Source organism: Rothia sp. HMSC036D11, assembly GCF_001814205.1.
In the GTDB taxonomy this organism is placed as follows: Bacteria; Actinomycetota; Actinomycetes; order Actinomycetales; family Micrococcaceae; genus Rothia; species Rothia dentocariosa.
Genome location: NZ_KV815278.1, coordinates 233,461 through 259,626, shown reverse-complemented (window position 1 = coordinate 259,626; position 26,166 = coordinate 233,461). Strand labels below are relative to the sequence as shown.

The window sequence follows — 26,166 nt, the reverse complement described above, 5'->3', positions numbered from 1 at the left end:
GCTTGACCCGAGAAACCTACCCGAGCCTCAGCAACGTTATAACCTCATAGTGGTTCGTATGCGGGAACATATCCAGCACGCGCACGGCGACCGGTTTATAGGAAGGCATGCGCGCCAGGTCAGCGGCAAGGGTTTTTGCGTTGCAGCTCGAATAAATCATGTGCTCAATCCCGGAGCCCTCAACCCAAGCGCACAGCCTCTCACCAATACCTCGCCGGGGCGGGTTCACCACCAGCATTTCGGGGGTTTCGCGGGCGTTCACGGCGAACTCGGTCGCATTCCCCGCAGCAAATTTCACGCCCTCAAGCCCCTGCTCGACAACGGTACGCTGGGCGCTGCGAATCGCCTCCGCACTGATCTCGATCCCGGTGACCTCACCGTGCATCACCTGCGCCGCGTGCAGGGCAAAACCGCCCACACCGCAATACAAATCCCAGAGCGTACGCGGCTGCACCTGCCCCACCCACTCGCGACCCTGCGCGTACATCGCCTGCGCAATCTGCGTGTTCGTCTGAAAGAAACTCTGCGGTCGCAGGTGCAGGCTCATGCCGTTCACGCGCATCGGCAGGGTTTGCCGCTCGGTCAGAATAATCTCTTCGTCGCCCTCAATCAGCGCCACATGCTCGCGCAGCAGGTTCACCGACAGCACCGCCAACTTCGGCAGACGCTCCTGCAGCCACCCCAGCTGGCGGCGAATAGGCACCAGCAGCTTTTTCGAGCGGAGCACAAACCGCACCATCAGCTCGCCCGTCTCGGATGCGGTCACCAGAATATTCTTGAGCTCACCACGCCGGGCCGGAATGTCATACGGGGTCAAATCGGCACGCTGAATAAGCTCATGCAGCACCGGAATGGCACGCTCAATCGGCTCAATATAGAGCGGGCATTCGCTTAAATCGGTGGCGTTTCCCGAACGATAATCCACGATGCCCAGGGATGGATTCTGCGCCGAACCGCCCACCACCAGCTTCGCCTTATTCCGAAAATGCGCCTCGTTGCTGGCAACAGGTTCCAGCCAGGCCAGGTGAGGGTACGCCGCAAGAAGCCTGCGCGCATCGGCCTGTTTCGCCGCGAGCTGGGCGGGGTACGGGGTTTCGATGCTGGTGCAGGAGCGGCAAAGACTCTCACGGTAATAGGCGCATTCCATAGCCCCACTATTCTACCCTGTGGATGCGCGGGCACGGGTAACCCGCCAGGTGGCACTGCCGCTATGCTGTTCTCCCCTGCACCATCGCAGGCAAGGCGGCGGAAAGGCTACGGTTTCTTTGCCGTCTTCTGCTGACCGCCTTAAGCACCGACCTGTACGACCGTGCCGAGAGCACAGATGATTCCGATAAAACCGATAACACGCTCATGAAGCTCAGGCACGAGGCAATGGACAGCGAAGAAAAAGCCGAGCCGATAGATCCGAACGAGAAAACCGAGCCGATCGAAAACGCCGAATTGACGGAGCCAATGCTGCACACCGAGTTCACCGACCCGATGCTCAGAAATGAATTTCGCGAGCCAATGCTCTTTGCGTTTCGGTCGGAACGGGCGGGGGCATCGGGGGCGTTGTTTTCGGAAGATTTGGAGGTGGTGTTAGACATCATAAATCCAGCATACCGCGCGGCTCGCCCATCCCGAACGAATCACGGCGCACGTCGCGAGCAATCGTGCATACGCGCGAGCAGGTAGTATCTCGCCGAAAAGGTAGGATTTTCCTACCTGCTCGGGCCAAAAACCACCTGCTCGCGGTTCTGAGATAGACAAAAACTCTCCGGGGCGAGCTCCGTACCCGGCATTGTGCCGGTCAGGAACCCACCCCGGAGAGCTTCAACATACTCCCTCAGTCGGGAAACGTTACATCATGCCGCCCATCGGGTCAGCAGCCGGTGCCGCAGCGGATGCAGGCTCAGGCTTGTTCGCCACCACAGCCTCGGTGGTCAGGAACAGACCGGCGATCGATGCAGCGTTCTGCAGAGCGGAACGGGTCACCTTCACGGGGTCGTTAATACCCGCAGCCATGAGGTCTTCGTACTCGCCGGTTGCAGCGTTCAGGCCGGTGCCCTCGGGCAGAGAACGAACCTTATCGACCACCACGCCGGGCTCAAGACCAGCGTTCGTTGCGATCTGCTTCAGCGGCGCATCGATAGCCACGCGCACGATGTTTGCGCCGGTTGCCTCGTCACCCTTCAGGTCGAGCTTATCGAAGACCTTCGCGCCCGCCTGAATCAGTGCCACGCCGCCGCCGGGGACGATACCCTCTTCAACGGCTGCCTTTGCGTTGCGCACAGCATCCTCAATGCGGTGCTTGCGTTCCTTCAGCTCAACCTCGGTTGCCGCGCCAGCCTTGAGCACAGCCACACCACCGGCGAGCTTTGCTAGGCGCTCCTGCAGCTTCTCGCGGTCGTAGTCGGAATCGGAGTTTGCGATCTCGGCGCGAATCTGTGCCACGCGGCCCTCAAGTGCGGCGGCGTCGCCAGCGCCCTCAATAATGGTGGTCTCATCCTTGGTGACAACAACCTTGCGTGCCTTACCCAGCATCTCAAGGGTTGCAGTATCCAGAGACAGGCCAACCTCTTCGGTAATAACCTGGCCGCCGGTGAGGATCGCAATATCAGCCATCATAGCCTTGCGACGGTCACCGAAACCGGGTGCCTTCACGGCAACGGACTTGATGGAGCCGCGCATCTTGTTCAGCACGAGCAGTGCCAGAGCCTCGCCCTCAACATCCTCGGCGATAATCAGCAGCGGCTTGCCGGACTGCATGACCTTCTCAAGAACGGGAACCAGATCTTTCACGTTCGAGATCTTCTGGTTGACCACCAGGATGTAGGGGTCTTCCAGCACGGCTTCCTGACGCTCGGGGTCGGTCACGAAGTAGCCGGAGAGGAAGCCCTTATCGAAGCGCATACCCTCGGTGAGTTCCAGATGCAGGCCGAAGGTGTTGGATTCCTCAACGGTAATCACGCCTTCCTTGCCGACCTTCTCCATAGCCTGAGCAATCAGCTTACCGATCTCCTGATCGCCCGCAGAGATGGATGCGGTTGCCGCGATCTCTTCCTCAGTCTCAACCTCTTTCGCGGAGTCGAGCAGAGTCTTGGTGACCTCCTCAACAGCCTTCTCAATACCGCGCTTGAGGCTCAGCGGGTCAGCACCAGCAGCCACGTTGCGCAGGCCCTCACGCACGAGCGCCTGAGCGAGCACGGTTGCGGTGGTGGTACCGTCACCTGCGATATCGTCGGTCTTCTTGGCTACCTCTTTGACGAGTTCGGCGCCAATCTTTTCATAGGGGTCTTCAAGCTCGATCTCTTTGGCGATGGAAACACCGTCGTTGGTGATCGTGGGTGCGCCCCACGACTTCTCAAGCACGACGTTGCGGCCACGGGGGCCAAGAGTTACCTTAACGGCATCGGCTAGAGTGTTCAGTCCGCGCTCTAGACCGCGGCGAGCTTCTTCATCAAAAGCAATAAGTTTTGCCATGTGGCGATATCCCTCCTGGACGTATCGAATGGAGCGCTCAGGTTTTCCGGTCTGCCGAAGCAGATTTCGACACCGGTTTTAGCACCTGAAGGCGCCGAGTGCTAAAAACAATTTTGGCACTTGGTGCGCCCGAGGGCAAACATTTTGAGCACCGAATTTAGCTTAATCGCCCTCAGCGCATTCTTGAGGCGCGCGAAAAGCCGCGATGGGGTGAACGGGTACGGCTTCGCGTGCGAATGCCCAGAGCGGAAACACCAGTTTCGAGCACCAGGCGATGTTATGTGCGAGCGCATAAGGCTCATAGAACGTGTCCGAAACTAGCGGGGATGATAAGCGGCACCGCAAACCGCGGTCTCAAGCCGATTGATACCGTTAGCTGTAGTCGGTGGCGAGCACCACCACAATATCGTTCTCGCCCAGAATCGAGGTGTCTGAACTCTCCTGAACCGTCGTGATGTTCAGGGTTTTCGCAATAGCTTCGGCCTGCGACTTCTTAGCCTCGTCCTTGTAGTAGACCGTGCTGGACTGCGGCGGGGTGCCCGACCAGTTTGCGGTTTCGGTAATCGTGTAACCCTCAAGCGCGGCGCTTGCCTTGGCCGCAGACCCGCCGGGTGCGGATGCATTATAGACCGCCACGTTCGCATCCTTAGCCTGCTCGGATGCCGAGGCAGAGGGCGACGATGATTCCGAAGGCGAGGCGGGGGCACTGTAGCTCTTGGCACGTGCGGCGGCCTCGGGCGAGCTGCTGCGCGGGTGGTTAATGTACATGGCGCCGCCAATCACGAGCGATAAAATACCGGCGACGACAACGGGAATAATGCCTTTGGGGCTCTTGGAAGGGTCGTCAATCACACCGCGGTATGTTCCACGGCGGGCGGTATTCTCGTCGATGTCGTCGAATTCATCGTGCGGGTATTGGCTCATGACTTCCCTAGGTTGAGTAATAGATGTACCGCTCTGCGCGGTGGAGCCCTGCCAAAGCTCTCTCTTACAGGGTACCGTATGGGGCTTTATCCGTCCTGTTCAGAACAGCGTGCGCTCATGCACACATCAGTGCGGCTGCCTCTAGCTGCGGTCGCGAACCTCGCGCAGGCGGTGCATCAGGATGGGTTCGGCGGCGATCACACGCTGGCTATCGATCATCGTGTTGAGCTTCTGGTAGTAGGCGATCGGGGTGAGCCCGAGCGCGGTAATCGCCTTCTCTTTGGTGCCCTGATACTTCCAGTGCCGTTTTTCCAGGGCGATCATGGCACGCTCTAAATCGGTGAGGGCGGATTTTCGCGTGTTCTCAGTTTTTCCGCCGGTTTCGCGGGTCTCAGAAGTGCCGGGGGCAGAAGACGCAGGCTGTGTTGTGGGGCCGGTTTCAGAGCTATCGGCGGGGACTGCCGCTGCGGGTTCGGCTGCTTCGGAGCCGCCAGCAGGCGAAGGTTCGGGGGTTTCCGAAGAAGGTATCGGCATCTGGATTCCTGACGAACATAGGTGGTCTACATGAACACTTTAGAGTATGTTGGTTGAAGTCACCGTGTTATTAGAGTCAAATTTTCTCAGGGAGTATTTTCATGACGAACCCGCCGCTGACCGACATTATGAGCGAAGACTGGGCGCAGGCCCTCGCGCCCGTCGAAGATAAAATCCACGCCATGGGCGAGTTTTTACGCACCGAACACGCGGCGGGACACCGAACTTTTCCCACAGGTCAGAATATTTTCCGCACATTCTCACGCCCCATGAACGAGGTCAAGGTGCTGATCGTGGGGCAAGACCCCTACCCCACCCCCGGGAACGCGATGGGGCTTTCGTTCTCGGTGCAGCGGGATATGCCCCTGCCGAAATCGCTCATCAATATTTACCGGGAACTTTCCGACGATTTGGGGATTGAGCCCGCGCAGCACGGCGATCTAAGCTCGTGGTCCGATGAGGGCATCATGCTCATGAACCGCGTGCTCAGCGTGCGTGAAGGGGCGCCGGGGTCGCATCGCAATAAAGGGTGGGAAGAGGTGACCGAGTGCGCTATTCGGGCGCTGGCGGCTCGCAATAAACCCCTGGTCGGGTTGCTGTGGGGTGCGGATGCGCGGCGTACCGCCCCGATGCTGGAACCGTATCCGTGTGTGGAGTCGGCGCATCCCTCGCCGCTGTCGGCGCATCGCGGGTTCTTCGGTTCGCGCCCGTTCTCGCGGGTGAATACGCTGCTGGTGCGGCAGGGTGCGGAACCGGTGGACTGGACGGTCAAATAGCGCGCATCTGCCCACTCATACCTACATACAAAGGCTCTTTATTCCAATGTGGAATAAAGAGCCTTTGTAGCATCCCGCATCAGAGGAACGTGAGAGCCGCGGATGCGCTACTCGGCAGCCTCCGCGGGCACATTGCGCGGAACCGCGAAACGCTGCAACAGATACTGCATCAGGTAGTTTCCCAACGTCACGCCCGCCGCCATCGCAATCACAATCGAAACCGCCGAAATCATGCTCTGGATACCCCAGACCACGTTCGTCTCCACCGTCAGCAGGTACATGCCGCGGAAGAACGACAAACCAGGCAGCAGGAAGGTCAGCGCAGGAATCGAAAAAACCGCCTGCGGGGCATGCAACCGGTACGCCACGTAGGTGCTCAGCATGCCAATCACGAGGGCAGCAAGCGCCGTATTCGCACGCCCCGAATCTACCCCCACCAGGTAGGTATACAGGTGATAGGTCACCAAGGCGCTACAGGTAATGAGCACCAGCCACCCCAGCTTCACAAGCTTCGTATGTAGGGTAATCGCAAACGTAACCGTCGCAGCCAGCATGAACACCGAGAACGTGAGCGGCGAAGGAAGCTCAAACCGGCTCTGCTCAATATCCAGAATCGGGCCGCCAAACAGGCTAATCGCATTCACCGCCGAGGCAATGCCGATCACCAGGCCCAAAAAGCTCATGCCCGTCGAAACGAATCTTCCCGCCGCCGTCACCGGGAAACCGTTAATCGCATCCTGAACCGCGCCCACCAGACGCGAGGTCGGCAGGAACATGATCAGCCCGGCGGCAACCACCAGAGGCGCCGAAATCGACTCCCCCGGGCGGCGAATCATGGAATGATCCCCTCCCAGCCAAATCGCCAGGAAGGTCAGCAGACCCGCGCTCGCCGCCATGCGGAAAAACGTGGGCATACCAATCTTATTGAGCCACTGAATCAGCAGGTACACGGGAATAAACACGATCGCCGCAGCGGTTGCGGTAGACCAGCTCGCCCCCAGCGCCGCCGTCAGCGTGGTTGCGCAGCCAATATTCGCCAGCCAGGTAATCAGCGGCGGATACGGTTTAGGATGGTTCGTAATCTCGCTCAGGCGAAGGTCGGCATCCTCCAAGGTCATGCCGCCCTCGGTAATATCGTGAATCAGCCCGTAGGTAGAAGCGAGCGCCTCATAATTCTCGGTAGAGGTACGCACCACGCGCACGAGCGTATGGGTGAACCGGGAGTCGGCACTCATGCTGCGAGAGCTGATGCGCGACTCCATGTAAATATCAGGGTCGGAGGTGTAGTTGATGGTCACCGACTGGTTGGTGATATTAACATCCACCGAATCGAGCCCATACGCCGAAGACACCGCAATAATCGCCGAGTCTACGTCCATCGCGTCCGCGCCATAGTAGAACATGGCCTCCGCCAGGCGTAGCGTGAAATTGAGGGTGTCGCGGGCGTATTCTTTCTCACGGTACAGGGCCTCACGCCGGGCGCGTTCTTCGCGTTTGGCGCGCGGGGTGAACTGCCGTTGGGCGATGCGCGCCGCACCGCGCGGTGCCGCGTGCGCCGCCGCCTGACTGCCTGCACGCACGAAGGACCGCAGGGTGGTTCGCACGCCCCACCGTCCGCCCGTACCGCGCCCGGCGGGTACGGTCGTAGTGGGTACGGATACCGGGGGTGCGCTCGCCGTGGGCTCTACACCACCGAACCGCTGTGCCGCATGCGAATTGGGCACCTGCGGAATCATGCCCGTCATAGGAACGGGCTGGGACTGGCGGTATTTAGCAACCTCCGTGACGATATTACTGGAGGTCTGCGCGGGCGGCTCCTGCGGATGCGGTATCTCAGGCGGCACGCTCTGCACCGCCTGGATTACGGGTTCTTCGGGGATTTCCTCGTAGGGTATTTCCGGCTCGTAGGACATCTGTGGAGCCTCGTCGAGAGGCATCCCCGATTCGTCGACGGGAAGAAGCTGGGTATCGTCCGTATCAGTTTCCACGCCGTGCGCCGCCGCAACCTCGTAAAGCGCCTCACGCGCCTGCTCAGCCTGCTCAACCTCCTTGCCGCTGTGGGCAAGCGCCTCACGCAGCTTGGAGTCGTGCACTTCGGAGAGAGGCACGGCGAAGAAATATCCCGGGCGGCGAATACTCCTCGCGTTCTCATCGGCTGGGTTGTAGCTGTGCTCCTCGGGGTTCTTCGCCATAGTATCCCTTGATCGTGTTACGTGCTGGTGCGCTGTGTGTACCGGTGAGTGGCGTGGCGGTGCGGCGTTTCCTAGTAGAAGGAATAGTGGTGTTTCTTCACCCACAGGCGAAGCATCAGCCGCTCCACACCGGCGTTCCAGAGTTTATATTTGAGCTCTGAAATAGGCTGATCGTAAACGCCCACGAAGTCGGTCACGTTCTTCGTGAACGAGGTTTTGAACAGACCCAGACCGTAGTAAGGGTGTTCCTTATTCTTGAGTTCGGCGGCGGGCGGGGTGCCGCAGAAGTCATAGGTGCTGATCCCGTGCTCCTTCATGAGGTCGGTAATCGCAGTCCACTGTACCAGATGAGAGTCACCGTACTGTTTACGGCGCGGCTTAGAACCGCCGTCTTTATAGGTGCCCTTCGTGCCGTAGTTAATCACGTAGGCGCCCACGGAAGGTTTGCCGTCTTCATAGGTGAAGTAGAGCCTGCCCTGCCCGGCGTTCTCGAAGGCCTTCCAGAAGTCGCGGTAATACTCGTAGGGGCGCAGCAGAAGCGAAACTTTGCCCTGGCCCACGGTATCCATAAGGGCATACATGGCGCGCATATTTTCGTCGGTGAGCTCAACCCGTTTGACCTCGCAGCCTTCACGGGTGGCGCGGCGTACAGCGTTACGTCCGCGCGAAGACAACGACTTGAGCACCTCTTCCTCGGTGCCTTCGGTGGAGAGGATGGCGGTGTAGTCATTCGGCTGAATATCGGCGGTACGAACCAGCTCGGTGCCCGCAATAACCTGCTGGGCGTGCTCATCCGCCACGATTTCAGGTTCGATCTTAACGGCAAAAACACCCAATTTCTGCTCGGTAATCAGGCGGCGGTTCGCCTGCAGCAGGGCGGGCAGCTCATCGGCATCATGCACCGCCGGGCCTTTGATGAAGTACCAGAGTTTGCCCAGCAACGGAATATTCTTCTCGAACGCCAGGCTGTAGCTGGCGAAAGGCTGCTTCTCGCCGTCACGATCGACGGTGCCTTCGTACACGATATAGCGGGGTTTCCACCCGTAGTCGGCTTTGACTTTTGCGAATGATGCGGACTGCAGCAGATTTCCGCCGTCCGGGTTGGCGATCACGTGGGTATCCCACTCCTGAATTTCTGCTGGGGTTGCAAAACGTGCCGTAATTTCGTGCAAGGGTCTCTATCTCTCGTGGGGTGGTGGGTGTTCCGAACGTCTATCGCCCGCGAACCTTGTGCGGTCTTTTTGATGCGCTCGCGGCGCACGCACGCCTTAAGTCTAACAAGAGGCGCGGCGATTGGTGCATCGGCGGGGTTCGCCTCGCCTGAAAAGAGCTTTGCTGTGAATAAAGAGTTAAAAACGCCGCTTTATCCGTATCAAGAGCCTTTTTATGCCCCTTCCGACCTGATCGGGCTGGCTGAGGCATGAGGCGGAAAACAGCCGGATGCGCGCCCGAGCCTTAAAGCAGGTATCCCGCCGCACGTGAAGCGACGGGATACCGATAAGCTGGCGAGAGTCGCGGAAGGATTACTCTGCGTCGTGGTCGGTTTCGAGAATCTTCTTCAGGGTCTCTAGAGCTTCGTCTGCGCCTTCACCTTCTGCTCGGAGCACCACACGGTCACCGTGCTTAGCGCCCAAGGACATCAGGGATAGGATCGAAGCCGCATCCATTGCCTCGTCTGCGGGCTCGCCTTCGGCTGCAATGGTGACCTCAACGGGGAGGTCGCCAGCTGCCTCAGCAAAAATTGCTGCGGGACGTGCGTGCAGACCAACGCGGCTTGCAATGGTGGCAATAACCTCTGCCATGGTTTTTCTCCTTTGTGAAGGAATCGTCTGTTATCGACTCCATGTTTATCAAACAGAAGGATGCACCCCCTGTTTTCCTGCCTCAATTGTACAGTTTTACTCACCGTTTGGGGACCAATGCCTCACCCGATCTTGAAATAAACTTTCAACACCGGGTTAGCCTTTTCTCCACCGGGTTTGAGGCGTCTTCTAGAGGCCGAGCTCATCCAGAATCGGCAGCTCAGCGCGGGCGGCAGCCTTCGCCTCGGCAGAGGAAATCTGTTCCAAAGCCTTGTTGGCAATATGGCGTGCCTGCTCCAGGGTCACCGACTTGAGCACCGCCGCAACTGCGGGGATAGCACCGGCGTTCATCGAGAGGGTATCAACCCCCAGGCCGACCAGCACCACGGCCAGCGCCGGATCGGCGGCGGCCTCACCGCAGACGCTCACATACTTCTTCTCGCCGGCGTTCACCGAAGCTCGCTTAGCGCCCTTAACGGTCAGCTTAATCATCTTCAGCACCGCAGGCTGCCACGGGTTGTTCAAGTGAGCCAGATCGCCCAGCAGACGGTCTGCAGCCATCGTGTACTGGGTCAGGTCGTTGGTACCGATCGACACGAAATCGACCTCGCCCAAAATCGCCTCGGCGTTCACGGCGGCGGCGGGTGTCTCAACCATCACGCCGTGTACCGGCAGGCCGACCTCCTTGAGCATTTTCGCAAAGTTGCGCGCCTCGGAGGTGGTCGAAATCATCGGTGCCATCACCCAGATATCGGCGTCAGAATCCTCGGACGCCTGCTTGATAGCCTCCAGCTGGCGGGTCAGCACGCCCGGTACGGTCCAGTCGGTGCGGAAACCGCGCACGCCCAGCGCCGGGTTTTCCTCGGGATTCACGTTCAGGAAGGGCAGGGGCTTGTCGGCGCCCGCATCCAGGGTGCGAACCACGATGTGCTTGCCGGGGAAGGCATCAAACACAGACTTGTAAGTTGCTGCCTGGGCCTCAATAGACGGCTCGGCGTCGTGCCCCAAGAAACCAAACTCGGTGCGCAGCAGACCCACGCCTTCGGCGTTCAGGCTGGCAGCCTTCTCAGCGGATTTGCCGTCGCCCACATTCGCGTAGAGTGGCACGCGGGTGCCGTCGGCGAGCACGCCTTTACCGTCGAAGTCGGCGATAGGTTTGCGGTTAGCGTATTTTTCGGCAGCTTCGCGGTCTTCATCGGTCGGCTCGGTATTGACGATACCCGCGTTCGAGTCCACATAGACCTCGGTGCCGTCGGGAATATCGGTAACGCCCTTCGCCGCCACAATAGCGGGAAGACCCAGACCGCGCGCCAAAATCGCGGTATGCGCCTGCGGGCCGCCGTCTGAAGTGATCAGGGCGATCACGTTCTTCGGGTCAAGGGTCGCAGTATCTGCGGGGGCAAGATCAACTGCGGCGAGCACGAAAGGCTCCTCCGCGAAGGGGATGCCCGGCGCCTGCTGACCGGTCAGTTCCGCCACAATACGGGCGCGCACATCGTGAATATCGGTGACGCGCTCAGCCATGTAACCGCCAAGGGCCGCCATCTGGTCGGCGAACGAGGTTGCTGCCTCCCAAATCGCGCGTTCAGGTGCCATCTGCTGGGTCTCAACCAGCTTCACGGCGCTCTTAATCAGGGCTCGGTCGGTCGCCATCTGCGAGGTCGATTTGAGCACGGCCTTGCCGTCACGACCCGCATTCTCGGCGCGTGCGAGCAGATCCTCTTTCACGCGAACCGACGCATCTTGAATACGTTGACCGGCCTCTTCGGGGCTTTCACCGTCTAGGCGTAGACCTGCTTTAGGCTCTTGAATAGGCTCGGGCATCTGTAGCACGGGACCAATAACGCGTCCGGCATAAACACCGACGCCTTTATATGTAGTCATGAAGATATATCCTTCGTGTTGGGTTCTCTACAGTGTAACGCTTATGCGGCGGTCTTCGCTGGGGTCTCGGTCGCAGTCTGCCGCGACTTCGCGCCAATCGACTTCAGCAGCACATAGGTGATAGCGGATACGACGGTACCGGCGACAACAGCGAGCAGGAACATCGGAATATTATTGCTCAAACCAATAATCCAGATACCGCCGTGCGGTGCCGGGGATGCCACATGCGCATTCATCGAAATAGCACCGGCAATCGCGCCGCCTACGATGGAGGACGGGATCACGCGCGCCGGGTCTGCCGAGGCGAACGGAATAGCACCCTCAGAGATGAAGGATGCGCCCAGCAGCCACGCGGCCTTGCCGTTCTCACGCTCGGGCTCGGTGAAGAGCTTGGGGCGCAGGGTGGTGGCAAGCGCCATAGCCAGCGGCGGAACCATGCCGGAGATAATAACGGCTGCCATGATTTCCTTGTTCACATCGGCACCCGAAGAAAGCCCGGCGGTTGCGAACAGGTAAGCCGCCTTGTTGATGGGACCACCCAGATCGGATGCCATCATGGCACCCAGAATCAGACCGAGGACAAGAGCGGATGCGCCAGACATGGAGGTCAGCCAGTTCTGCAGGGATTCGAGAACCCACGCCAGCGGCGCGCCCAACAGCAGGTACATGATGCCGCCCGCAACGAGTGAGGTTATGAGCGGGGTAATGACCACGGGCATCATCGAGCCGAGCCAGCGCGGCAGTTTGAGGGTGCCTAAACCGTAGGCAATCAGACCGGCGAGCAGACCGCCGACGATGCCGCCGAGGAAGCCAGCCTTCACGGCGACCGCGACGGAACCGGCAATAAAGCCGGGCGCAATACCGGGACGCTGCGCCAGCCCGTAGGCGATAAAGGCAGCGAGCGCGGGAACCATCAGGTCAAGACCGAACTTACCGATGGTCTGCAGGACCGCACCCAGGTAGAGGGTCCAGTGGGTGTCTCCCAGGTTGTAGATTGTGGCGTTGGCGAGGATTTTTTCGGTATCGACATCGCCCAGGTTCGGCATGGTGATTGCTTCGAGGATGAAGCCCAGAGCCACGATAATGCCACCGGCGGCGACGAACGGGATCATGTACGAAACACCGGTCATCACGGCCTTGTAGATGCGCGAGCCCCACGAACCTTCGGCAGCCGAGGATGTGTCTTCCCCGGTGGATGCGGCAGCACTCACGCGCTTGCCGTTGGGGTTTTCGGCTTCGGCGAGGGCCTCCTCAATCATGGCCTGCGGTTCGTCGATGCCGCGCTTCACGGGGGATTCCACATAGGGCTTACCGGCGAAGCGGCTGCGGTCGCGCACGTTCACCGAGACCGCGAAGATAACGGCGTCGGCTTCATCAATATCGGCCTGGGTGAGAGTTTCATTCCCGGAGGACCCCTGAGTCTCGACCTTGAAGTCGTAGCCGAGGTCTTCCGCCGCGTATTTGAGGGCATCCGCCGCCATATAGGTGTGCGCGATGCCGGTGGGGCATGCGGTGACCGCCACGATTTTCTTGGTGGCTGGCTTCTCGGATGCAGTCGCTTCTGCGGAGTCGGTCTGTGCCGCTGCGGCTTGAGCGGATGCGCCTGCACCCGCCTTTTGCGCGTTCGATGCTGCCGAGTCGGCGGGAGCCTTCTTCGGGGCGCCGGTGCCGAGCGCATCGTTCACGAGGTCTACGATTTCTTCGGGGGTTTGTGCCTCACGCAGGGATGCGGTGAAGCTCTTCTTCATGAGCGAACGCGCCAGCGTGGAGAGCAGTTTCAGGTGTTCCTGGTCGGCACCATCGGGGGCGGCGATGAAGAAGATCAGATCGGCCGCACCGTCTTTCGCGCCGAAGCTCACGCCGGGCTTGGGGCGTGCCATCGCGAGGGTGGGTTCAGTGACAGCCGCGCTTCGGCAGTGAGGAATGGCGATGCCGCCCGGGATGCCGGTGTCGGTTTTGGACTCGCGGGCTTCAGCAGCGGCGTACAGCTGATCGTAGTCGGTGGCACGTGAGGCATCGACGACGGCGTGCGCGAGCTTGCTGATGACGTCGAATTTAGTCTCTCCCAGATTCCGGTCTAGGAGCACCAGCTCTGGGGTGATGAGCTCAGACATAATACCCTCCTCGGGGCGTATGATGCGGTGCGCCATGATGCCTGTGTGGGCGTTTTCAGTACGCACTCAAGTGTCCGTAAATATGTTGTTTTTAGTGGTTGACCAGGCTATATGCTATATGCCTGATATGGAATATAAGCTAACTGGAAAGCTGCCTTAGGGTTACTTTCTCGGGGGTTGTCATGGCTGCCGAAGGCATTTGTGTTCCGGGCAAGGATGCTGCCGCCGAGCCGTGCGCAACCGCCTGCACGAGGCATTGCTGCGGCGACTCTCCTCGCTCATAAGCATAGAGGAAGCCGGAGAGCGACGAATCCCCTGCGCCCACCGTGCTGCGCACCTTCACGGGTTCATGCTGTGCATGCCAGGCACCTTCGGCGGTCACGAGAACCGCGCCGGACCCGCCAAGGGTTGCCAGCACATAGGGAATGCCGTCATTCACCAAGGTTCGTGCGGTACGTGCGGTCAGCTCGGGGCTCGACTCCAGCTCTTCCCAGTTCTCGGCGCCGGTCAGCTGTGCCAGCTCCTCAGAATTCGGCTTAATCAGCGTAGGCTTTATCTGCCCCGCAACGGTAGCGATCAGCGGCGCCTCAGAAGTATCGACGGCGATCTTGCCTTCATATCCGCTGGCGCGCAGCTTCGCACACAGCTCGGCATAATACGTTGCCTCTAGTCCGCCAGGCAGCGAACCGGCGAGCACCACCCAATCTGCGTTTTCTGATTGGGCGATTACGAGCGCATCCAGGGCGTCGCGCAACTTAGGGGTGAACTCGGTGCCGGGGGCGTTAAGCTTAGTAGTCGTGCCGTCCGGATCAACCACGGTGATATTCGAGCGGATAGGCTCACCCGTGGGCAGATTCGCAAACTGCACGCCGCTCGCCGCAAGGGCGGTCAGCACGGGGTCGGTAGCCTCTCCCGGAACCACCGCAACAGTGGGCACCTGAGAAGTATGTAAGGCACGCGAAATATTGACCCCCTTACCGCCGGGGTCTTGAACCGCGCCTACCGCACGCTGAACGGCGCCATGCGCTAGAGGGGAACCCAGTTCGATCGTGCGATCCAAACTAGGGTTAGCGGTGAGAGTCAAAATCATGCGATGAGCACCTCCACATGAGCGGCTTCAAGAGCCTGAGCAAGCGCACCATCGGGGGCGCGGTCGGTGATCACGGTATCGATATTCTCGAAATCAGCGAAGCGCACGAGCGATTCCTGCCCAAACTTCGCCGAATCGCACAGAAGCACCACGCGCCGCGCTGACTTGCAGATCGCGGTCTTCACGATGGCCTCATTCATGCCGGGGGTGGAAACACCAAATTCGGCATCTATGCCGTTAGCGCCAAGAAACGCAATATCGGGGCGTACCGTAGCGAAATATTCGGCGGCACGAGCACCAATCGCGGCCCAGGTCATCTTGCGCAGCTGACCACCCACAAGTTCGAGGGTGACCCCCTCTGCCTCAGCAAGTTTGACCGCAATGTGCAGGGCATGGGTAATAATGATGCGGTCGCTGCCGGTCTTGAGGCTAAAGTTTTCTGACCCAATGTAGTCCGCCAAAATCTCAATGGTCGAGCCGGCGTCAAGAACAATCGAGCCCACATCAGAGTCACGCAGATACTCATAAGCCTTCGCGGCGATGCGGCGCTTCTCGGGAGTATTCATGCCCTGGCGTGAGGCAATAGAGGACTCTAGGGAGGTAGACTGCTCAACGGTAACGGCGCCGCCATGCACGCGGCGCAGCTTACCCGCTTCTTCGAGGGCGGCAAGGTCTCGTCGCACAGTCTCCATGGTGACGTCATAGCGTCGAGCGAGATCAGCACCGTTAACGCGGCGTGCAGAAGATACCAGCTTCGCAATTTCGGCACGACGTTCTTCAGCAAACATATGCGCACATCACTTTCAAGGTATGGGTGTGGAGCGAACGAACCGTTCCACGCGAATTCTTAGGTCTGTGTATCATGGCGGAACGGCGAATGCGTATCACCACTCAAGACAACAGTCTTGCCCTTGATTTTATGTGGGTTTATGTGGGTGCGTCAAGATAACCCACGGATAAATCATCGATTTTTTGTGAATTTACCCTAGAAACCACACTTAAGGTCAAATAATCCACAACAGACACACACTGTTCACCCCACAACGCATCTAAACCCACACCGGATGCGCGGATCCTGAAAGCTCGGGCGCGAGTAGTTTTGATCTGCCTTGAACCACAAAGGTTTTCTAGTGCGTGACGCGTCCAGGATGCGCAGGCTTACAGCGAGCGCCTAGTGCTGTCGCCATCACCGGAGCGAAGCGGAAGCATCCATATCCGTGAACTACCTCTTAACCCAGCGCAGCCAGAGGCTATGCACACCCCAGGCAGTCAGGGAACCAACAAATGCACCCGTCCCGTTCATGAGCACGTCTAGAGGGTCGCCGGTGCGTTCGGGCATGGCCGTTTGAATGAGTTCGATTCCGGCACTGACCGCTACCGCGCCCAGGGTGATCGCCCCTACCCTGCGCCACGGGCGGGCACGGCAGAACAGCAACAGCATGAGCAAAAACCCACCGGGGGCAAACATGATGACATTCGAGAGCTGTTCGATGCTCGCATAAGTGATGAACCCGGGCAGCCAACCCTGTGCGTGACCGGTATCGAGAAGAGAAGCCAGACGAGATCCCGCCTCGTTATCGTCCACATGCTGCGGGGCGAACACGATTGTTGCAACGGCGGCGCAATACAGGGCAAAAAGCGCCCATCCGATTACCCGGAACACTCTGCCAGATCTACCAGACAAGACGACCCCGTTCATCGAAAACCGTGCTCTCATCAAAGGCGAAAAGCCCCTTAAGATCGACTTCTAAAGGCTCAGCGTTCGGCACAGTCTGCGTATGCTCGTACCCTTGCGCCGCCGAAATAGCGCGGCGAATCAGGCTCCCGTGGCTCACCGCGATGATGTGCTCCCCAGGATACTGGCGCACAATCTCACGCAGAACACGCACGGCACGCACATACACATCGCGTTCGGTCTCTACCTGCGGATAGTAGCGGTCGGGGGCGCGCCGCTCGGGAACGGGAATATTCACACCCTCGGCGGCACCATAATTACGTTCCACCAAGTCGGGATAGGTCTCACTGACCGGCAGCCCGAAATCCTCACCCACCAGCTGCGCGGTCTCATAGGCCCGCGAGAGCGGTGAAGAAATAACACGGTCATAGCTCAAACCCAGGCTACGCAGTTTCGCCCCGGTTTCACGCGCCTGCGCGCGACCGGTGTCGTTCAGCGGAATATCGCTGATTCCCTGCATGAGCTGGTTCTTATTCCACTCAGTCTGTCCGTGGCGAATTAGCGTAAGCGAACCGCCCGCCAGGTTCTTAGGGAAAGGTTCGGCGTGCAGCTTAGGCTGGCGGCTGACCAGCACGTGGGCATCAATCGCATCGTCAAGATAATTAATAGGAAGCTCGGTGAGCGAAGCATTCGGAGGAATCGGGAACATGCCGTCAATCGTCTCGTAACCCTCATGCTCGCGGCCTTCCAGAAGCACGGTCATCGTCACCGCAATCAGCATGCCGTGGGTAGCCACCACAATGTTCTTGCCCTCATGCTCGCGGCGCACCCGGTTCAGAGCGGTCAGGGCGCGGCTCACCAGGGCCTCGCGCTCCTCAACCCCGTATTTATGCCCATCTGTGCGGGATGCGGCCACCAGCTCAGGGGTTGCACTCTCACCCTCCAAATCACCGAATGAGCGTTCTTCTAGCCCCGCGTATGCGCCCAGATACGGCACCCCTAGTGCCCGGGCAACAATCTGCCCGCTCTCCGCCGCACGCTCAAGCGGGGACGAAACCACACCGTCAATCTGCACGCCGCGCTGAGCCATCTCACGCAGCTGCGGCACGGCACCCCGAATCTGTTCACGCCCCGTATCGTTCAGCGGAATATCGGTTCTGCCCTGAAACCGGTGATTAATATTCCAGTCGGTCTGCCCGTGCCGAAGCAGAAAAATCTTACCGGGCGTTTCAGCATGTTCATGGTGGGTCTGTGCGTCAGTCATGGTCTTAAGTATGGCATCATCCTCACGATTTAGAGCCGTATCCCATAACACGCCCCGCTCATCCTTAGGGATGAAAACCCGCGAAAAACCCGGCATTATCGCCGCATTTTTTCACCCCGCAGACGGATAAAAACGCCCCGTCTCCCTTGGAAAAATAGATGCTATGAATACTTCTTACACCTCATACGCACCCGTTATCTCGGTGCGCAACCTTACCAAATCCTACGGACAGCACACAGTACTGCGCGATATTTCGCTCGATATTTATCCCGGCGAATCCGTGGCCGTCATGGGACCCTCCGGTTCCGGAAAAACCACGCTTCTGCACGCGCTCTCCGGCATTATTCGTATAGACTCGGGCACCATCCAGGTGCTCGGCGGCGGGCCCGAGATACCGGGCGGGCGCGTTGAACTCGGCGCCCTAAGCGAAAAACAGCGCACGAGCCTGCGTGCAAACTCCTTCGGATTCATCTTCCAGCAAGGGCTTCTCATCCCCGAACTCACCGCAGAAGAAAACGTCTCGCTCGCCGCCATGATCTCCGGGATGTCGCGCGAGCAGGCACGCGGCGCATCCGCAAACCTGCTCGCCCGGCTGGGGCTAGGCGACATGTGCGAGAAACGCATCGGCGAGCTTTCCGGCGGGCAGGCGCAGCGCGTGGCGATTGCGCGCTCGCAGATCACCGGTGCACCGATTACCTTTGCGGATGAACCCACCGGCGCACTCGACAGCGTGACCGCCCAAGAGGTCATGGATCTTCTGCTCACACTCGTACCGCAGCAGGGTAAAACCCTCGTGATCGTTACCCACGATCCGCAGGTTGCGGCGCAATGCTCCCGCACAATCCATCTGCACGACGGGCAGATTGTGCAGGATAACCGGCAGGATCCCACCGCGCCCGGTCAGCAGGGCGGGGATTCGGTACAGTATCGAGTGCCCACACCGCCGAGCCAGCCGGTACCCCCTCAGGATGCGGCACCCGCTCCTTCCGCGCAGCCGGGCGTCTTCCAGCCGGGGAACCCCGCGGTAAACCCGCCCCAAACATACAACCGGGTTTCCGCACAAACGCAGCCGCCCGCGAACGTTCGCTACTCCCCCGCCTATGCTCCGGGCACGGCGCACACCGCGGCCTCACGCAACCATGCACCAGCGCCGTATAAACCCGCCCGGCGTCCCTTCTGGATGCGCGGCCTCCTGGGGAAAGGCGCCTAAGAATGCAGACCTTCAAACTTCTCGCGCGCCGCACCCTGCCCACCTCACAGGCGGTTCTTCCGGTGCTTGCGTTTGCCGCATCTGCGGCGCTCTTTTTGCTGATCGCCGGAGGTATTCACGCCTTCTACACCTGGCTGGGCGGGGACGCCAGCACGGCCACCTCGGTCGAGGCGGGATCCGGCACCAAAAACACGGCGCACACGATGCAGCCGCTATACCTGATGCTCGCCTGGATTAGCGGGTTCCTGCTGCTCACCCCGCTCTTCACGCTCGGCGCATCCGCGGCACGGCTCAGCGCACGCCGCCGCGACGACCGCCTGGCAACCCTGCGGCTGCTGGGTGCCTCCACTCGACGGCTTACCCTCTACACCATGCTCGATTCCGTAATCTACGCTGCGGTTGGGTTCGTGCTCGGGTTTATCGTGTACCTGGTTCTGGTGCTGCCCTTCGGGATGCTGCGCTTCCAGAACATCCCGCTGGGTCCCGAAAATATGCTTCTGCCCCTGCCCATCGTGCTGGTCTGTGGGTTTGTGAGCCTGATCATCGCCGCAACCAGTTCGCTCTTTGGGCTCTCGAAAGTGACCATCAGCCCGCTGGGGGTACGCACCCGTTCGGATAAGCCGTCCCTGGGAAAACGCGCCCTCATTCTGGGCTGTGCGCTTCTAGTGGTGGGTTTCGTCGGGGCGATTGCCTCCCACATTATGAATCTCGCCGCCGATTCAATGGACTCGAACGGATTCGTGCTGGTGCTAGTAACCACCATCATGTTTGGGCTGCCGATCCTGCTCACGATGCTCGCCATAGACCTGATCGGCGGGTTCGTGGTGGGCCTGTACGCCCGCATTCGGGTTCGCGCCGCCCGCACCCCCGCAACCCTGCTGGCATATCGCTCTATTATGGAATCGCCGCGCGCCGCCTGGCGGCAGGTCTCCGGGGTTGCCATGACCACGTTTATTGCCGCTTTCCTGGGGCCGATTCTGGGCATGGTCAATTCCGCGCCGGGTGTGGAAGAAGGCTCGGCGGAGTCCTATCTTATTGGGGATATACTGCAGGGTCTGGTGCTGGTGCTGTTCCTCTCCTACCTGCTGGTGGCGCTTTCGGCGCTGCTAAACCAGTCCGCCGCTATCTATGAGCGCGGTTCATTGTATTCTTCTCTGCGGATGATGGGTACCGAAGCTACGGTTTTGAAGCGTTCGAGGCGCATCGTAGTGTTTGGCCCACTGCTGCTGGTGAGCTGTATGTCTGCGGTGGTGGCACTGCCGCTATTCGTGCTGCTGCTTGGTTCGGCGCTCACCGAGACGGGGCTGCTGTACACCGCGGCGCTGGTATTCGGTTCGATTGCGATGGGGCTGGGATTGGTGTTTGCGGCGCTGGCGGCAACCGGGCCCGTCATGGAACAGGTCAGCCGCAAACCGGTCTCGGCAGTGTAGCGTTCCCCTCCCCTTGTTCGCGAGCAGGTAGGATTTTCCTACCTGCTCGCGGCATGCCTAAGCGTTAAGACTAAAACTCGAACGGGTTGAGAATATCGAGGTCCATGCCCTGAAAATCTGCAACGTTACGAGTCACCAGCATCAGATGGTGTTCTCGGGCGGTGGCGCCGATCAGCGCATCGTATTCTGATTTCTTATGCGGCACGTAGAGTTCAGCGCAGGTGAGAGCAACCTCTAAAGAAACCGGCAGAATGCGCCCCGCAAACTCCGGCGCAAACTCATGAGAAAACCATTGCTGCAGAACCTGAGCCTGAGCCGCATCTTTACGGGCATGCCGCAGAATTCCTGTGCGAATCTCCATCATGCTAATCACGCTGATATACACGTCGTTCACGTCTACGTGTTCCACCCAACGGCGCACCGAAGGATGAATTCTGCCCGAGCGGTATTTACGCAGTTCAGAGATCACGTTTGTATCGGCAAGGTACACGGATTAGTTCTCCTCGCTGCCGAAAAAGTCACCATCGCCAGCGAAGTCTACCTCACGGTGAGGATTTGGGATGCTCGGTTCGCGGTCAATATCAAAATCAATCTCGCCCGCCTCTGCCGACATGGTGGAAAGCGCATCCGCCAAGGAACGCCGAGGTTGCGGTTCGGCCAGTCGTTGATAGTCTTCAATACTCAAAATAACGTTGGTCGGTGTGCCGCGTTTGGTAATAAAGACGGGTTCTTCTGCGGCGAGGCGCAGGGCGGCACTGGCATTCTGGTTAAATTCACGTGCTGATACTGTAGTCGTCATGATTTACTCCCCCAAGATCCAGTTGTAGTAATGTTACTATATTTCAGAATATCGCGAGCAGGTAGGATTTTGCCGACAAAGTAGGATTTTCCCACCTGCTCGGACCAAAAACCACCTGCTCGCGGAATAGGAGTAATAGGAGGGCGGGTGTGAGAAGATGGAGACATGTTTGAACACACCGTGCCCGCATCCTGGTTCCCCCGCTGCGCAATCTTCGACTGCGACGGGGTTCTTCTCGATTCCGAGACCGCCTGGAACCGCGTGCAGCGCGAACTCTTCAACCGCTGGAACATCCCCTTCAGCGACGACCTCGAAGAACAGTTAACCGGGCTTTCCGCGCATCAGGTTGCCGAAACGCTCGCGCGTCTCTCATACACCGGCGACCCTAACAACACCCAGGAATACGCCCAGCATCAGCACAATACGCTCACTGAACTTGCGCGCATCGAAGCAGATATTATCAACGCCGGTGTGGACCTCGTACCCGGTGCCCAAGAATTCCTCAGCTACCTGGGCGAGCATATGCCCGTGGCCGTCGCATCCAACTCCACGGCAGGCATTCTCGATACCAAAATGCACACCTACGGGTACGCCCCGCTCGTGCGCACCTGGGTCAGCTGCGACGACGTTCCCCACGGCAAACCCGCACCCGATATATACCGGGAGGCGGCACGTCGCCTAGGCTTCGCCGGGCCGGATGCGCTCACGATCGAGGACTCACCGGCAGGCGCGCAGGCGGCACGAGACGCCGGGACTAAGGTTCTTATTTACGTGCCCCACGGTAACTTTGCGGAGGCACCGCGCGGGTTTGGGCACTTCGACACGTTTACCGACCCGCAGCTTTGGCGCACGGCGCGCGACTGGGTGGCACGGCTGGAGGATTCGGCGGTGAAAGCATCCACAACCCTGATGGCGGAGAGCTAAAATGACACCTCAGAACCCGGGTAAAGATGCCCGCAACGAGCAGAATTTTGGCGACCAACCCGAGAAGAACTCGGCGCGAAATCGGGATGAACAGGCTCGCCCGAATCAGCATGAACAAACCCCGCGCGGGCAGTATCAGAGCGGGCAGGGGCGCTATGGTCTGCGCTTTGAAAACATGAGCGCCGAAGAACTCGAATACTACCGCCCATTCTGGGAAGAAAAACCCGACCCGGATGCGGTTCCTCCCGAACTTATCGACCACCTGAAGGTGCGGGCGCGCCGCCGCCTGGTGAACGCCCTCAGCCTGATTGCCGTGGCAGTCGGGGTAACCCTCACGCTCTCGGGCATGCTCTCAAGTGCCCTGTACCTTTCGCTCCCCGGGGCTCTCGCCTTCGGGGCAGGCATCTTCGGCTGGGTCGCGGTGCGCCGTCGCCTCTTCGCCTGGCTGCGCCTGCCCGGGGAGAGCGCGCTCAAACGCGGCGAACGAAGCCGCTGGTGGATACTACCGCATGTGCTGGCGGCGGCGGGAACCGCATCCATTCTGGGGTGTTTCTCGGTGGTGCCGATTATTTACGCGCATGTGGACGATACGCTCAGGCGCAATCACATCGTCATGTGGGGCGAGATCGGCACGACCCTGCTGATTTTCGCGGCGCTCATCTACGGCATGATGGCGCTCGGCGAATACACGCAGCAGGACGACGACGAACGGGTGCTGCGCCCCACCGATTACGCCCAGCAGAAGGGCACATCCGGCGATGCACCGCAGATTCCGCGGTACCGCCCGGGGATGCTCAACCCCCGCAATAAAGACGACTCCTCGTCGTAGCGGATGCGGTTACGGATGTTGTACTGGGCATGGGCGGCTGCACTATACATTCACAAGCCCAAATATAACTCAAGGGGTTTCCCACGAAGCGCGATTGCTTCACAGGAAACCCCTTGAGTGTGCCTGATCCGGCGAATCCTAGCGGCGCAGAGCCTTCTTCGCCAGCATATTGCCGATGAGCTGCACGAGCTGCACCAGCACGATAATGACCGCAACCACGGCCCAGGTGATCTGGTCCTGGAACCTCTGGTAGCCGTCAACGATAGCGACCTTACCCAGGCCGCCGCCGCCCACATACCCGGCCATGGCCGACATATCGACCACACCGATCACGATGAAGGTGTAGCCCAGGATCAGCGGTCCGAGCGATTCGGGAATCATCACGGTGAAGAGAATCCGCAACTTAGAGGCACCCATCGCGCGGGCAGCCTCAATCACGCCCGGATCAATCGAGACCATGTTCTGCTCCACGATGCGCGCGATAGCGAAGGATGCGCCGAAGGTCATCGCGAAGATCGCCGCGTTTATGCCTAAACGGGTCTGTACTACCGCACTGGTGAGCGGGCCTAAAGCCGCGATCAGAATAATGAACGGGATAGGCCGCACGATATTCACCAGAACGTTCAGCACCGTATAAGCAAACCGGTTCTGGAAGATATTTCCGGTGCGCGTGGTGTACAGCAAGGCGCCCATGATCAGACCGAGAAGACCGGCGATCACCATCGTGACAGAGACCATGTACAGGGTATCGAAGATGGCGGGAACCAGCTTATCGGGAATGAAGGTATCCCAATTCACCGACCGGGTTGATGCCGCTAACGGCAGAGTAGTCACAAGTGCAGACATTAGCGCACCTCCTGTACGCGGGTTACGGTCTTCAGCTCGGCAACCGCGGCATCAATACTCGTCACATCGCCAAGAAGTTCAAGGGTGAGGGTTCCGTAGGCTTTCCCCTGCAAGGTCTCAATACCGCCGTGCACAATATTGAAGCGCACGTTCCGCGAGCCCAGGTACGCCAGGATTTTGCCGAGTTCCTGATTGCCTTCCACGATCTCGACGTTCACCAGGTAGCCCTTGTGGTTCTTGCGCAGCGCGGCAGCCGCATCGCCGGTGGGACTCTGCTTGACGGTGGTCGCCACGAATCGTTGCGCAACCTCGGTCTGCGGATTCGAGAAAACCTCGTAAACGCTTCCGGTCTCGACCACACGGCCCTCTTCCATGACCGCCACACGATCGGCGATCGAGGAAACAACATCCATTTCGTGGGTAATCACGATAACCGTAATCCCAAGCTCACGATTGACCTCTTTGAGCAGCTCAAGCACCTCATGCGTGGTTTCCGGGTCAAGGGCGCTGGTTGCCTCATCCGCCAACAGCAGGGAAGGTTTCGTAGCAAGCGCACGGGCGATACCCACGCGCTGTTTCTGCCCGCCGGAAAGCTGGCTCGGGTAGTATTTCGCGCGGTCTGCCAAGCCCACGAATTCGAGCATCTCCTGCACGCGTTTGGTGCGTTCTCCTTTGCTCCATCCGGCAACCTTGAGCGGGAACTCCACGTTTTGGGCTACAGTGCGCGAGTTCATGAGGTTGAACTGCTGGAAGATCATGCCGATATTGGTACGGACTTTTTGCAGCTCAAGGTCACGTTTACCGGAAATCTCGAAGCCGTCCACAGTCAGGGTGCCGCTGGTGGTGCTCTCCAGCCCGTTGATCAGGCGCACCAGGGTGGATTTGCCTGCGCCCGAGTAGCCGATAATCGCGAAGATCTCGCCCTTCTTGACGGTGAGGGAAACGTTTTTGACGGCGGCAACTTCTTTCTTGCCCTTGCCGAAAATTTTGGAGACGTTATCGATCGTGACCATGGGCTCGGCGCCGGTGTCCGCTGCGCCGGGGCTGATGAGGGTGTTGGTGCCCTTCGGTGTGGTGGCGCCGGGCTCTGGGTTCTTCGCCCACGGGGCTGCCTGTTCGCTCACTGTACGCTCTCTTTGCTCTCGTGTGATTTAGGGCTGGGGCAAAATACGCCGGATGCGCTCGTTCTCGGCGGCGCGCATCCGCATGTATTCACCCCAGGGACGGCAAAGGCGGTAAGCCGGTTTTCGCCTGGTTTTCAGGGAAATGCCGGGTTACCGCATTTACCGTGTGCACTCATGCACGTGTCTGTTTTACTTGCGAAGCGCCGATTCTTCTTTCTGCAGCGCCTGCTTCAGTTCGTCCTGGGAGAGGTTCACCTCAACTGCAGTGTTCTTGGAGTCTTCCTTCACGGCGTCCTGCACGGGCTGGGTGTGGAAGATTTCGACGACCTTCTTGTAGGTTTCGTCGTCTACCTTATCCTTCTGCGCCACGAACAGGTTCACGTAGCGGCGGGCGTCGGGGTTGTTGGGGTCGTCCTGCGCGAGGGCGTCCGAGGGGTTCAGTCCCGCATCCGCCAAGAAGGTGTTGTTGATGACGGAGGCGTCCACGGAGTCCAGGGATACCACGGTCTGCGATGCGTCCACGGGGGTAACCTTGACCTTGGACTTCTCGGTGTCAATATCGTCGTGGGTGGGGCTGTGTACGTCAGACTTGAGGGTTACCAGGTTCTGAGCCTTCAGCAGCAGAATGGCGCGTGCCTCGTTCACGGGGTCATTCGGGACAGCAATGGTACCGTCCTGGGGAATTTCGTCTACCTTCTTGTGCTTCTGTGAGAAGAGAGCCATGGGGTAAATATTGGTTGAACCGACGATCTGCAGATCTTTACCCGAGTTCACGTTGTAGCTCGCCAGGTATGCGATGTGCTGGAAGCGGTTCAGGTCGGTATCACCCGATTCCACGGAGGGGTTGGGCTGGTTGTAGTCGGTAAATTCCTGGTATTCGATGTCGATACCCTGCTTGGCGGCTTCTTCCTTGAGCACGTCGTTAGCTTTCTCGGTGCCGACCACGCCGATGGTGACCTTCTTGTTGTTACCGTTACCGTTGTTCGAGGAGGAACCGCAGGCGGCGAGGCTGAAGACGAGAGGTACAACTGCCAGTGCAGCAACAAATTTTTTCACGGCTATGAAACTTTCTGTTGTTTGGGTTTACGATGCGCCACCACATGCACGATTTAACTCCTGTGCGGGTGGTTCCCGGGTTTCCGGGGGTGTTTACCCATTAGAGCATGCCCCCGGCTGTGGATGGTAGTTATTTGGCCCCACCGTGACACACTCCGTCAACCTCGTCATATTTCTTAACATTTCGGAGAGCTGGGACGCTGCTGGGACGTTAAAGTTTCGGCGAGC

At 59.3% G+C, this 26,166-nt stretch carries 24 protein-coding genes; 5 read left to right on the top strand and 19 right to left on the bottom strand.

The genetic code is table 11. The features are described from left to right. Positions 1 to 16 precede the first annotated feature (16 nt). The 5 genes from rlmC to HMPREF2958_RS03330 form a co-directional block, all read right to left on the bottom strand. Positions 17 to 1,147, bottom strand: coding sequence for a 23S rRNA (uracil(747)-C(5))-methyltransferase RlmC (gene rlmC, locus HMPREF2958_RS03350; protein WP_070696578.1), 1,131 nt, complete (start codon positions 1,145 to 1,147; stop codon positions 17 to 19). A 61-nt stretch (positions 1,148 to 1,208) separates the two neighbouring features. Continuing rightward, positions 1,209 to 1,589: a hypothetical protein gene (locus HMPREF2958_RS10965; protein ID WP_168165960.1), complete on the bottom strand. Its 381-nt coding sequence runs from the start codon at positions 1,587 to 1,589 to the stop codon at positions 1,209 to 1,211. Between the two features lie 253 nt (positions 1,590 to 1,842). Then, complete coding sequence (gene groL, locus HMPREF2958_RS03340; protein ID WP_048754150.1) at positions 1,843 to 3,465, bottom strand: chaperonin GroEL; 1,623 nt, start codon at positions 3,463 to 3,465, stop codon at positions 1,843 to 1,845. Positions 3,466 to 3,837: 372 nt separating this feature from the next. Continuing rightward, complete coding sequence (locus HMPREF2958_RS03335) at positions 3,838 to 4,389, bottom strand: LytR C-terminal domain-containing protein (RefSeq protein ID WP_004005590.1); 552 nt, start codon at positions 4,387 to 4,389, stop codon at positions 3,838 to 3,840. Between the two features lie 141 nt (positions 4,390 to 4,530). Beyond that, positions 4,531 to 4,923: a DUF3263 domain-containing protein gene (locus HMPREF2958_RS03330; protein ID WP_070696570.1), complete on the bottom strand. Its 393-nt coding sequence runs from the start codon at positions 4,921 to 4,923 to the stop codon at positions 4,531 to 4,533. Positions 4,924 to 5,024: 101 nt separating this feature from the next. Between HMPREF2958_RS03330 and HMPREF2958_RS03325 the strand changes: the two genes are divergently transcribed. Then, complete coding sequence (locus HMPREF2958_RS03325) at positions 5,025 to 5,699, top strand: uracil-DNA glycosylase (protein ID WP_070696567.1); 675 nt, start codon at positions 5,025 to 5,027, stop codon at positions 5,697 to 5,699. Between the two features lie 107 nt (positions 5,700 to 5,806). Here HMPREF2958_RS03325 and HMPREF2958_RS03320 read toward each other — a convergent pair whose 3' ends face one another. The 9 genes from HMPREF2958_RS03320 to HMPREF2958_RS03280 all read right to left on the bottom strand — a co-directional run bounded on the left by HMPREF2958_RS03320 (position 5,807) and on the right by HMPREF2958_RS03280 (position 17,771). Beyond that, a complete protein-coding gene (locus tag HMPREF2958_RS03320; protein ID WP_070448850.1) occupies positions 5,807 to 7,891 on the bottom strand; it encodes a threonine/serine exporter family protein in 2,085 nt (694 codons plus the stop codon). A gap of 71 nt (positions 7,892 to 7,962) precedes the next feature. Next, positions 7,963 to 9,063 (bottom strand): lipid II:glycine glycyltransferase FemX, encoded by a 1,101-nt coding sequence (locus tag HMPREF2958_RS03315; protein WP_070448847.1) that lies wholly within the window; start codon positions 9,061 to 9,063, stop codon positions 7,963 to 7,965. Positions 9,064 to 9,414: 351 nt separating this feature from the next. Further along, positions 9,415 to 9,693 carry an HPr family phosphocarrier protein gene (locus HMPREF2958_RS03310; protein ID WP_013397859.1) on the bottom strand — a complete coding sequence of 93 codons (279 nt, stop codon included), beginning with the start codon at positions 9,691 to 9,693 and terminating at the stop codon, positions 9,415 to 9,417. A 189-nt stretch (positions 9,694 to 9,882) separates the two neighbouring features. After that, positions 9,883 to 11,577 carry a phosphoenolpyruvate--protein phosphotransferase gene (gene ptsP, locus HMPREF2958_RS03305; RefSeq protein ID WP_004005598.1) on the bottom strand — a complete coding sequence of 565 codons (1,695 nt, stop codon included), beginning with the start codon at positions 11,575 to 11,577 and terminating at the stop codon, positions 9,883 to 9,885. A 41-nt stretch (positions 11,578 to 11,618) separates the two neighbouring features. Continuing rightward, positions 11,619 to 13,691, bottom strand: coding sequence for a PTS fructose transporter subunit IIABC (locus HMPREF2958_RS03300; protein WP_070696562.1), 2,073 nt, complete (start codon positions 13,689 to 13,691; stop codon positions 11,619 to 11,621). Positions 13,692 to 13,830: 139 nt separating this feature from the next. Further along, positions 13,831 to 14,781 (bottom strand): 1-phosphofructokinase family hexose kinase, encoded by a 951-nt coding sequence (locus HMPREF2958_RS03295; RefSeq protein WP_070696559.1) that lies wholly within the window; start codon positions 14,779 to 14,781, stop codon positions 13,831 to 13,833. Beyond that, positions 14,778 to 15,569: a DeoR/GlpR family DNA-binding transcription regulator gene (locus HMPREF2958_RS03290; RefSeq protein ID WP_070696556.1), complete on the bottom strand. Its 792-nt coding sequence runs from the start codon at positions 15,567 to 15,569 to the stop codon at positions 14,778 to 14,780. Before HMPREF2958_RS03290 ends, HMPREF2958_RS03295 begins: the two co-directional genes overlap by 4 nt. A gap of 434 nt (positions 15,570 to 16,003) precedes the next feature. Continuing rightward, positions 16,004 to 16,444 carry a VanZ family protein gene (locus HMPREF2958_RS03285; RefSeq protein ID WP_371441427.1) on the bottom strand — a complete coding sequence of 147 codons (441 nt, stop codon included), beginning with the start codon at positions 16,442 to 16,444 and terminating at the stop codon, positions 16,004 to 16,006. A gap of 10 nt (positions 16,445 to 16,454) precedes the next feature. After that, entirely contained in the window at positions 16,455 to 17,771 is a 1,317-nt protein-coding gene (locus HMPREF2958_RS03280) for a histidine phosphatase family protein (protein WP_083313693.1), read from the bottom strand. A 112-nt stretch (positions 17,772 to 17,883) separates the two neighbouring features. Here HMPREF2958_RS03280 and HMPREF2958_RS03275 point away from each other — a divergent pair, with 112 nt between their 5' ends. Together HMPREF2958_RS03275 and HMPREF2958_RS03270 are read left to right on the top strand one after the other, a co-directional pair. Further along, positions 17,884 to 18,930, top strand: a complete 1,047-nt coding sequence (locus HMPREF2958_RS03275) for an ABC transporter ATP-binding protein (protein ID WP_070696550.1) — start codon at positions 17,884 to 17,886, stop codon at positions 18,928 to 18,930. 2 nt (positions 18,931 to 18,932) lie between these two features. Next, complete coding sequence (locus HMPREF2958_RS03270) at positions 18,933 to 20,360, top strand: FtsX-like permease family protein (RefSeq protein WP_070696547.1); 1,428 nt, start codon at positions 18,933 to 18,935, stop codon at positions 20,358 to 20,360. A gap of 70 nt (positions 20,361 to 20,430) precedes the next feature. Here the strand turns inward: HMPREF2958_RS03270 and HMPREF2958_RS03265 are convergent, their stop codons facing one another. Beyond that, positions 20,431 to 20,850: a type II toxin-antitoxin system VapC family toxin gene (locus tag HMPREF2958_RS03265; protein ID WP_070696544.1), complete on the bottom strand. Its 420-nt coding sequence runs from the start codon at positions 20,848 to 20,850 to the stop codon at positions 20,431 to 20,433. A 3-nt stretch (positions 20,851 to 20,853) separates the two neighbouring features. After that, a complete protein-coding gene (locus tag HMPREF2958_RS03260; RefSeq protein ID WP_070696541.1) occupies positions 20,854 to 21,159 on the bottom strand; it encodes a type II toxin-antitoxin system Phd/YefM family antitoxin in 306 nt (101 codons plus the stop codon). Between the two features lie 165 nt (positions 21,160 to 21,324). Between HMPREF2958_RS03260 and HMPREF2958_RS03255 the strand changes: the two genes are divergently transcribed. Both HMPREF2958_RS03255 and HMPREF2958_RS03250 read left to right on the top strand, forming a co-directional pair. Then, entirely contained in the window at positions 21,325 to 22,083 is a 759-nt protein-coding gene (locus HMPREF2958_RS03255; RefSeq protein WP_070696538.1) for an HAD family hydrolase, read from the top strand. Position 22,084: 1 nt separating this feature from the next. Next, positions 22,085 to 22,912, top strand: coding sequence for a DUF1109 domain-containing protein (locus tag HMPREF2958_RS03250; RefSeq protein WP_070696534.1), 828 nt, complete (start codon positions 22,085 to 22,087; stop codon positions 22,910 to 22,912). Positions 22,913 to 23,050: 138 nt separating this feature from the next. On the opposite strand, the gene HMPREF2958_RS03245 is transcribed toward HMPREF2958_RS03250, so the two are convergent. From HMPREF2958_RS03245 to HMPREF2958_RS03235, 3 genes are all read right to left on the bottom strand, one after another. Next, positions 23,051 to 23,758: a methionine ABC transporter permease gene (locus tag HMPREF2958_RS03245; protein ID WP_013397874.1), complete on the bottom strand. Its 708-nt coding sequence runs from the start codon at positions 23,756 to 23,758 to the stop codon at positions 23,051 to 23,053. Then, positions 23,758 to 24,882, bottom strand: a complete 1,125-nt coding sequence (locus HMPREF2958_RS03240) for a methionine ABC transporter ATP-binding protein (RefSeq protein WP_013397875.1) — start codon at positions 24,880 to 24,882, stop codon at positions 23,758 to 23,760. Before HMPREF2958_RS03240 ends, HMPREF2958_RS03245 begins: the two co-directional genes overlap by 1 nt. A gap of 189 nt (positions 24,883 to 25,071) precedes the next feature. After that, positions 25,072 to 25,938, bottom strand: coding sequence for a MetQ/NlpA family ABC transporter substrate-binding protein (locus HMPREF2958_RS03235; RefSeq protein ID WP_013397877.1), 867 nt, complete (start codon positions 25,936 to 25,938; stop codon positions 25,072 to 25,074). Positions 25,939 to 26,166 lie beyond the last annotated feature (228 nt).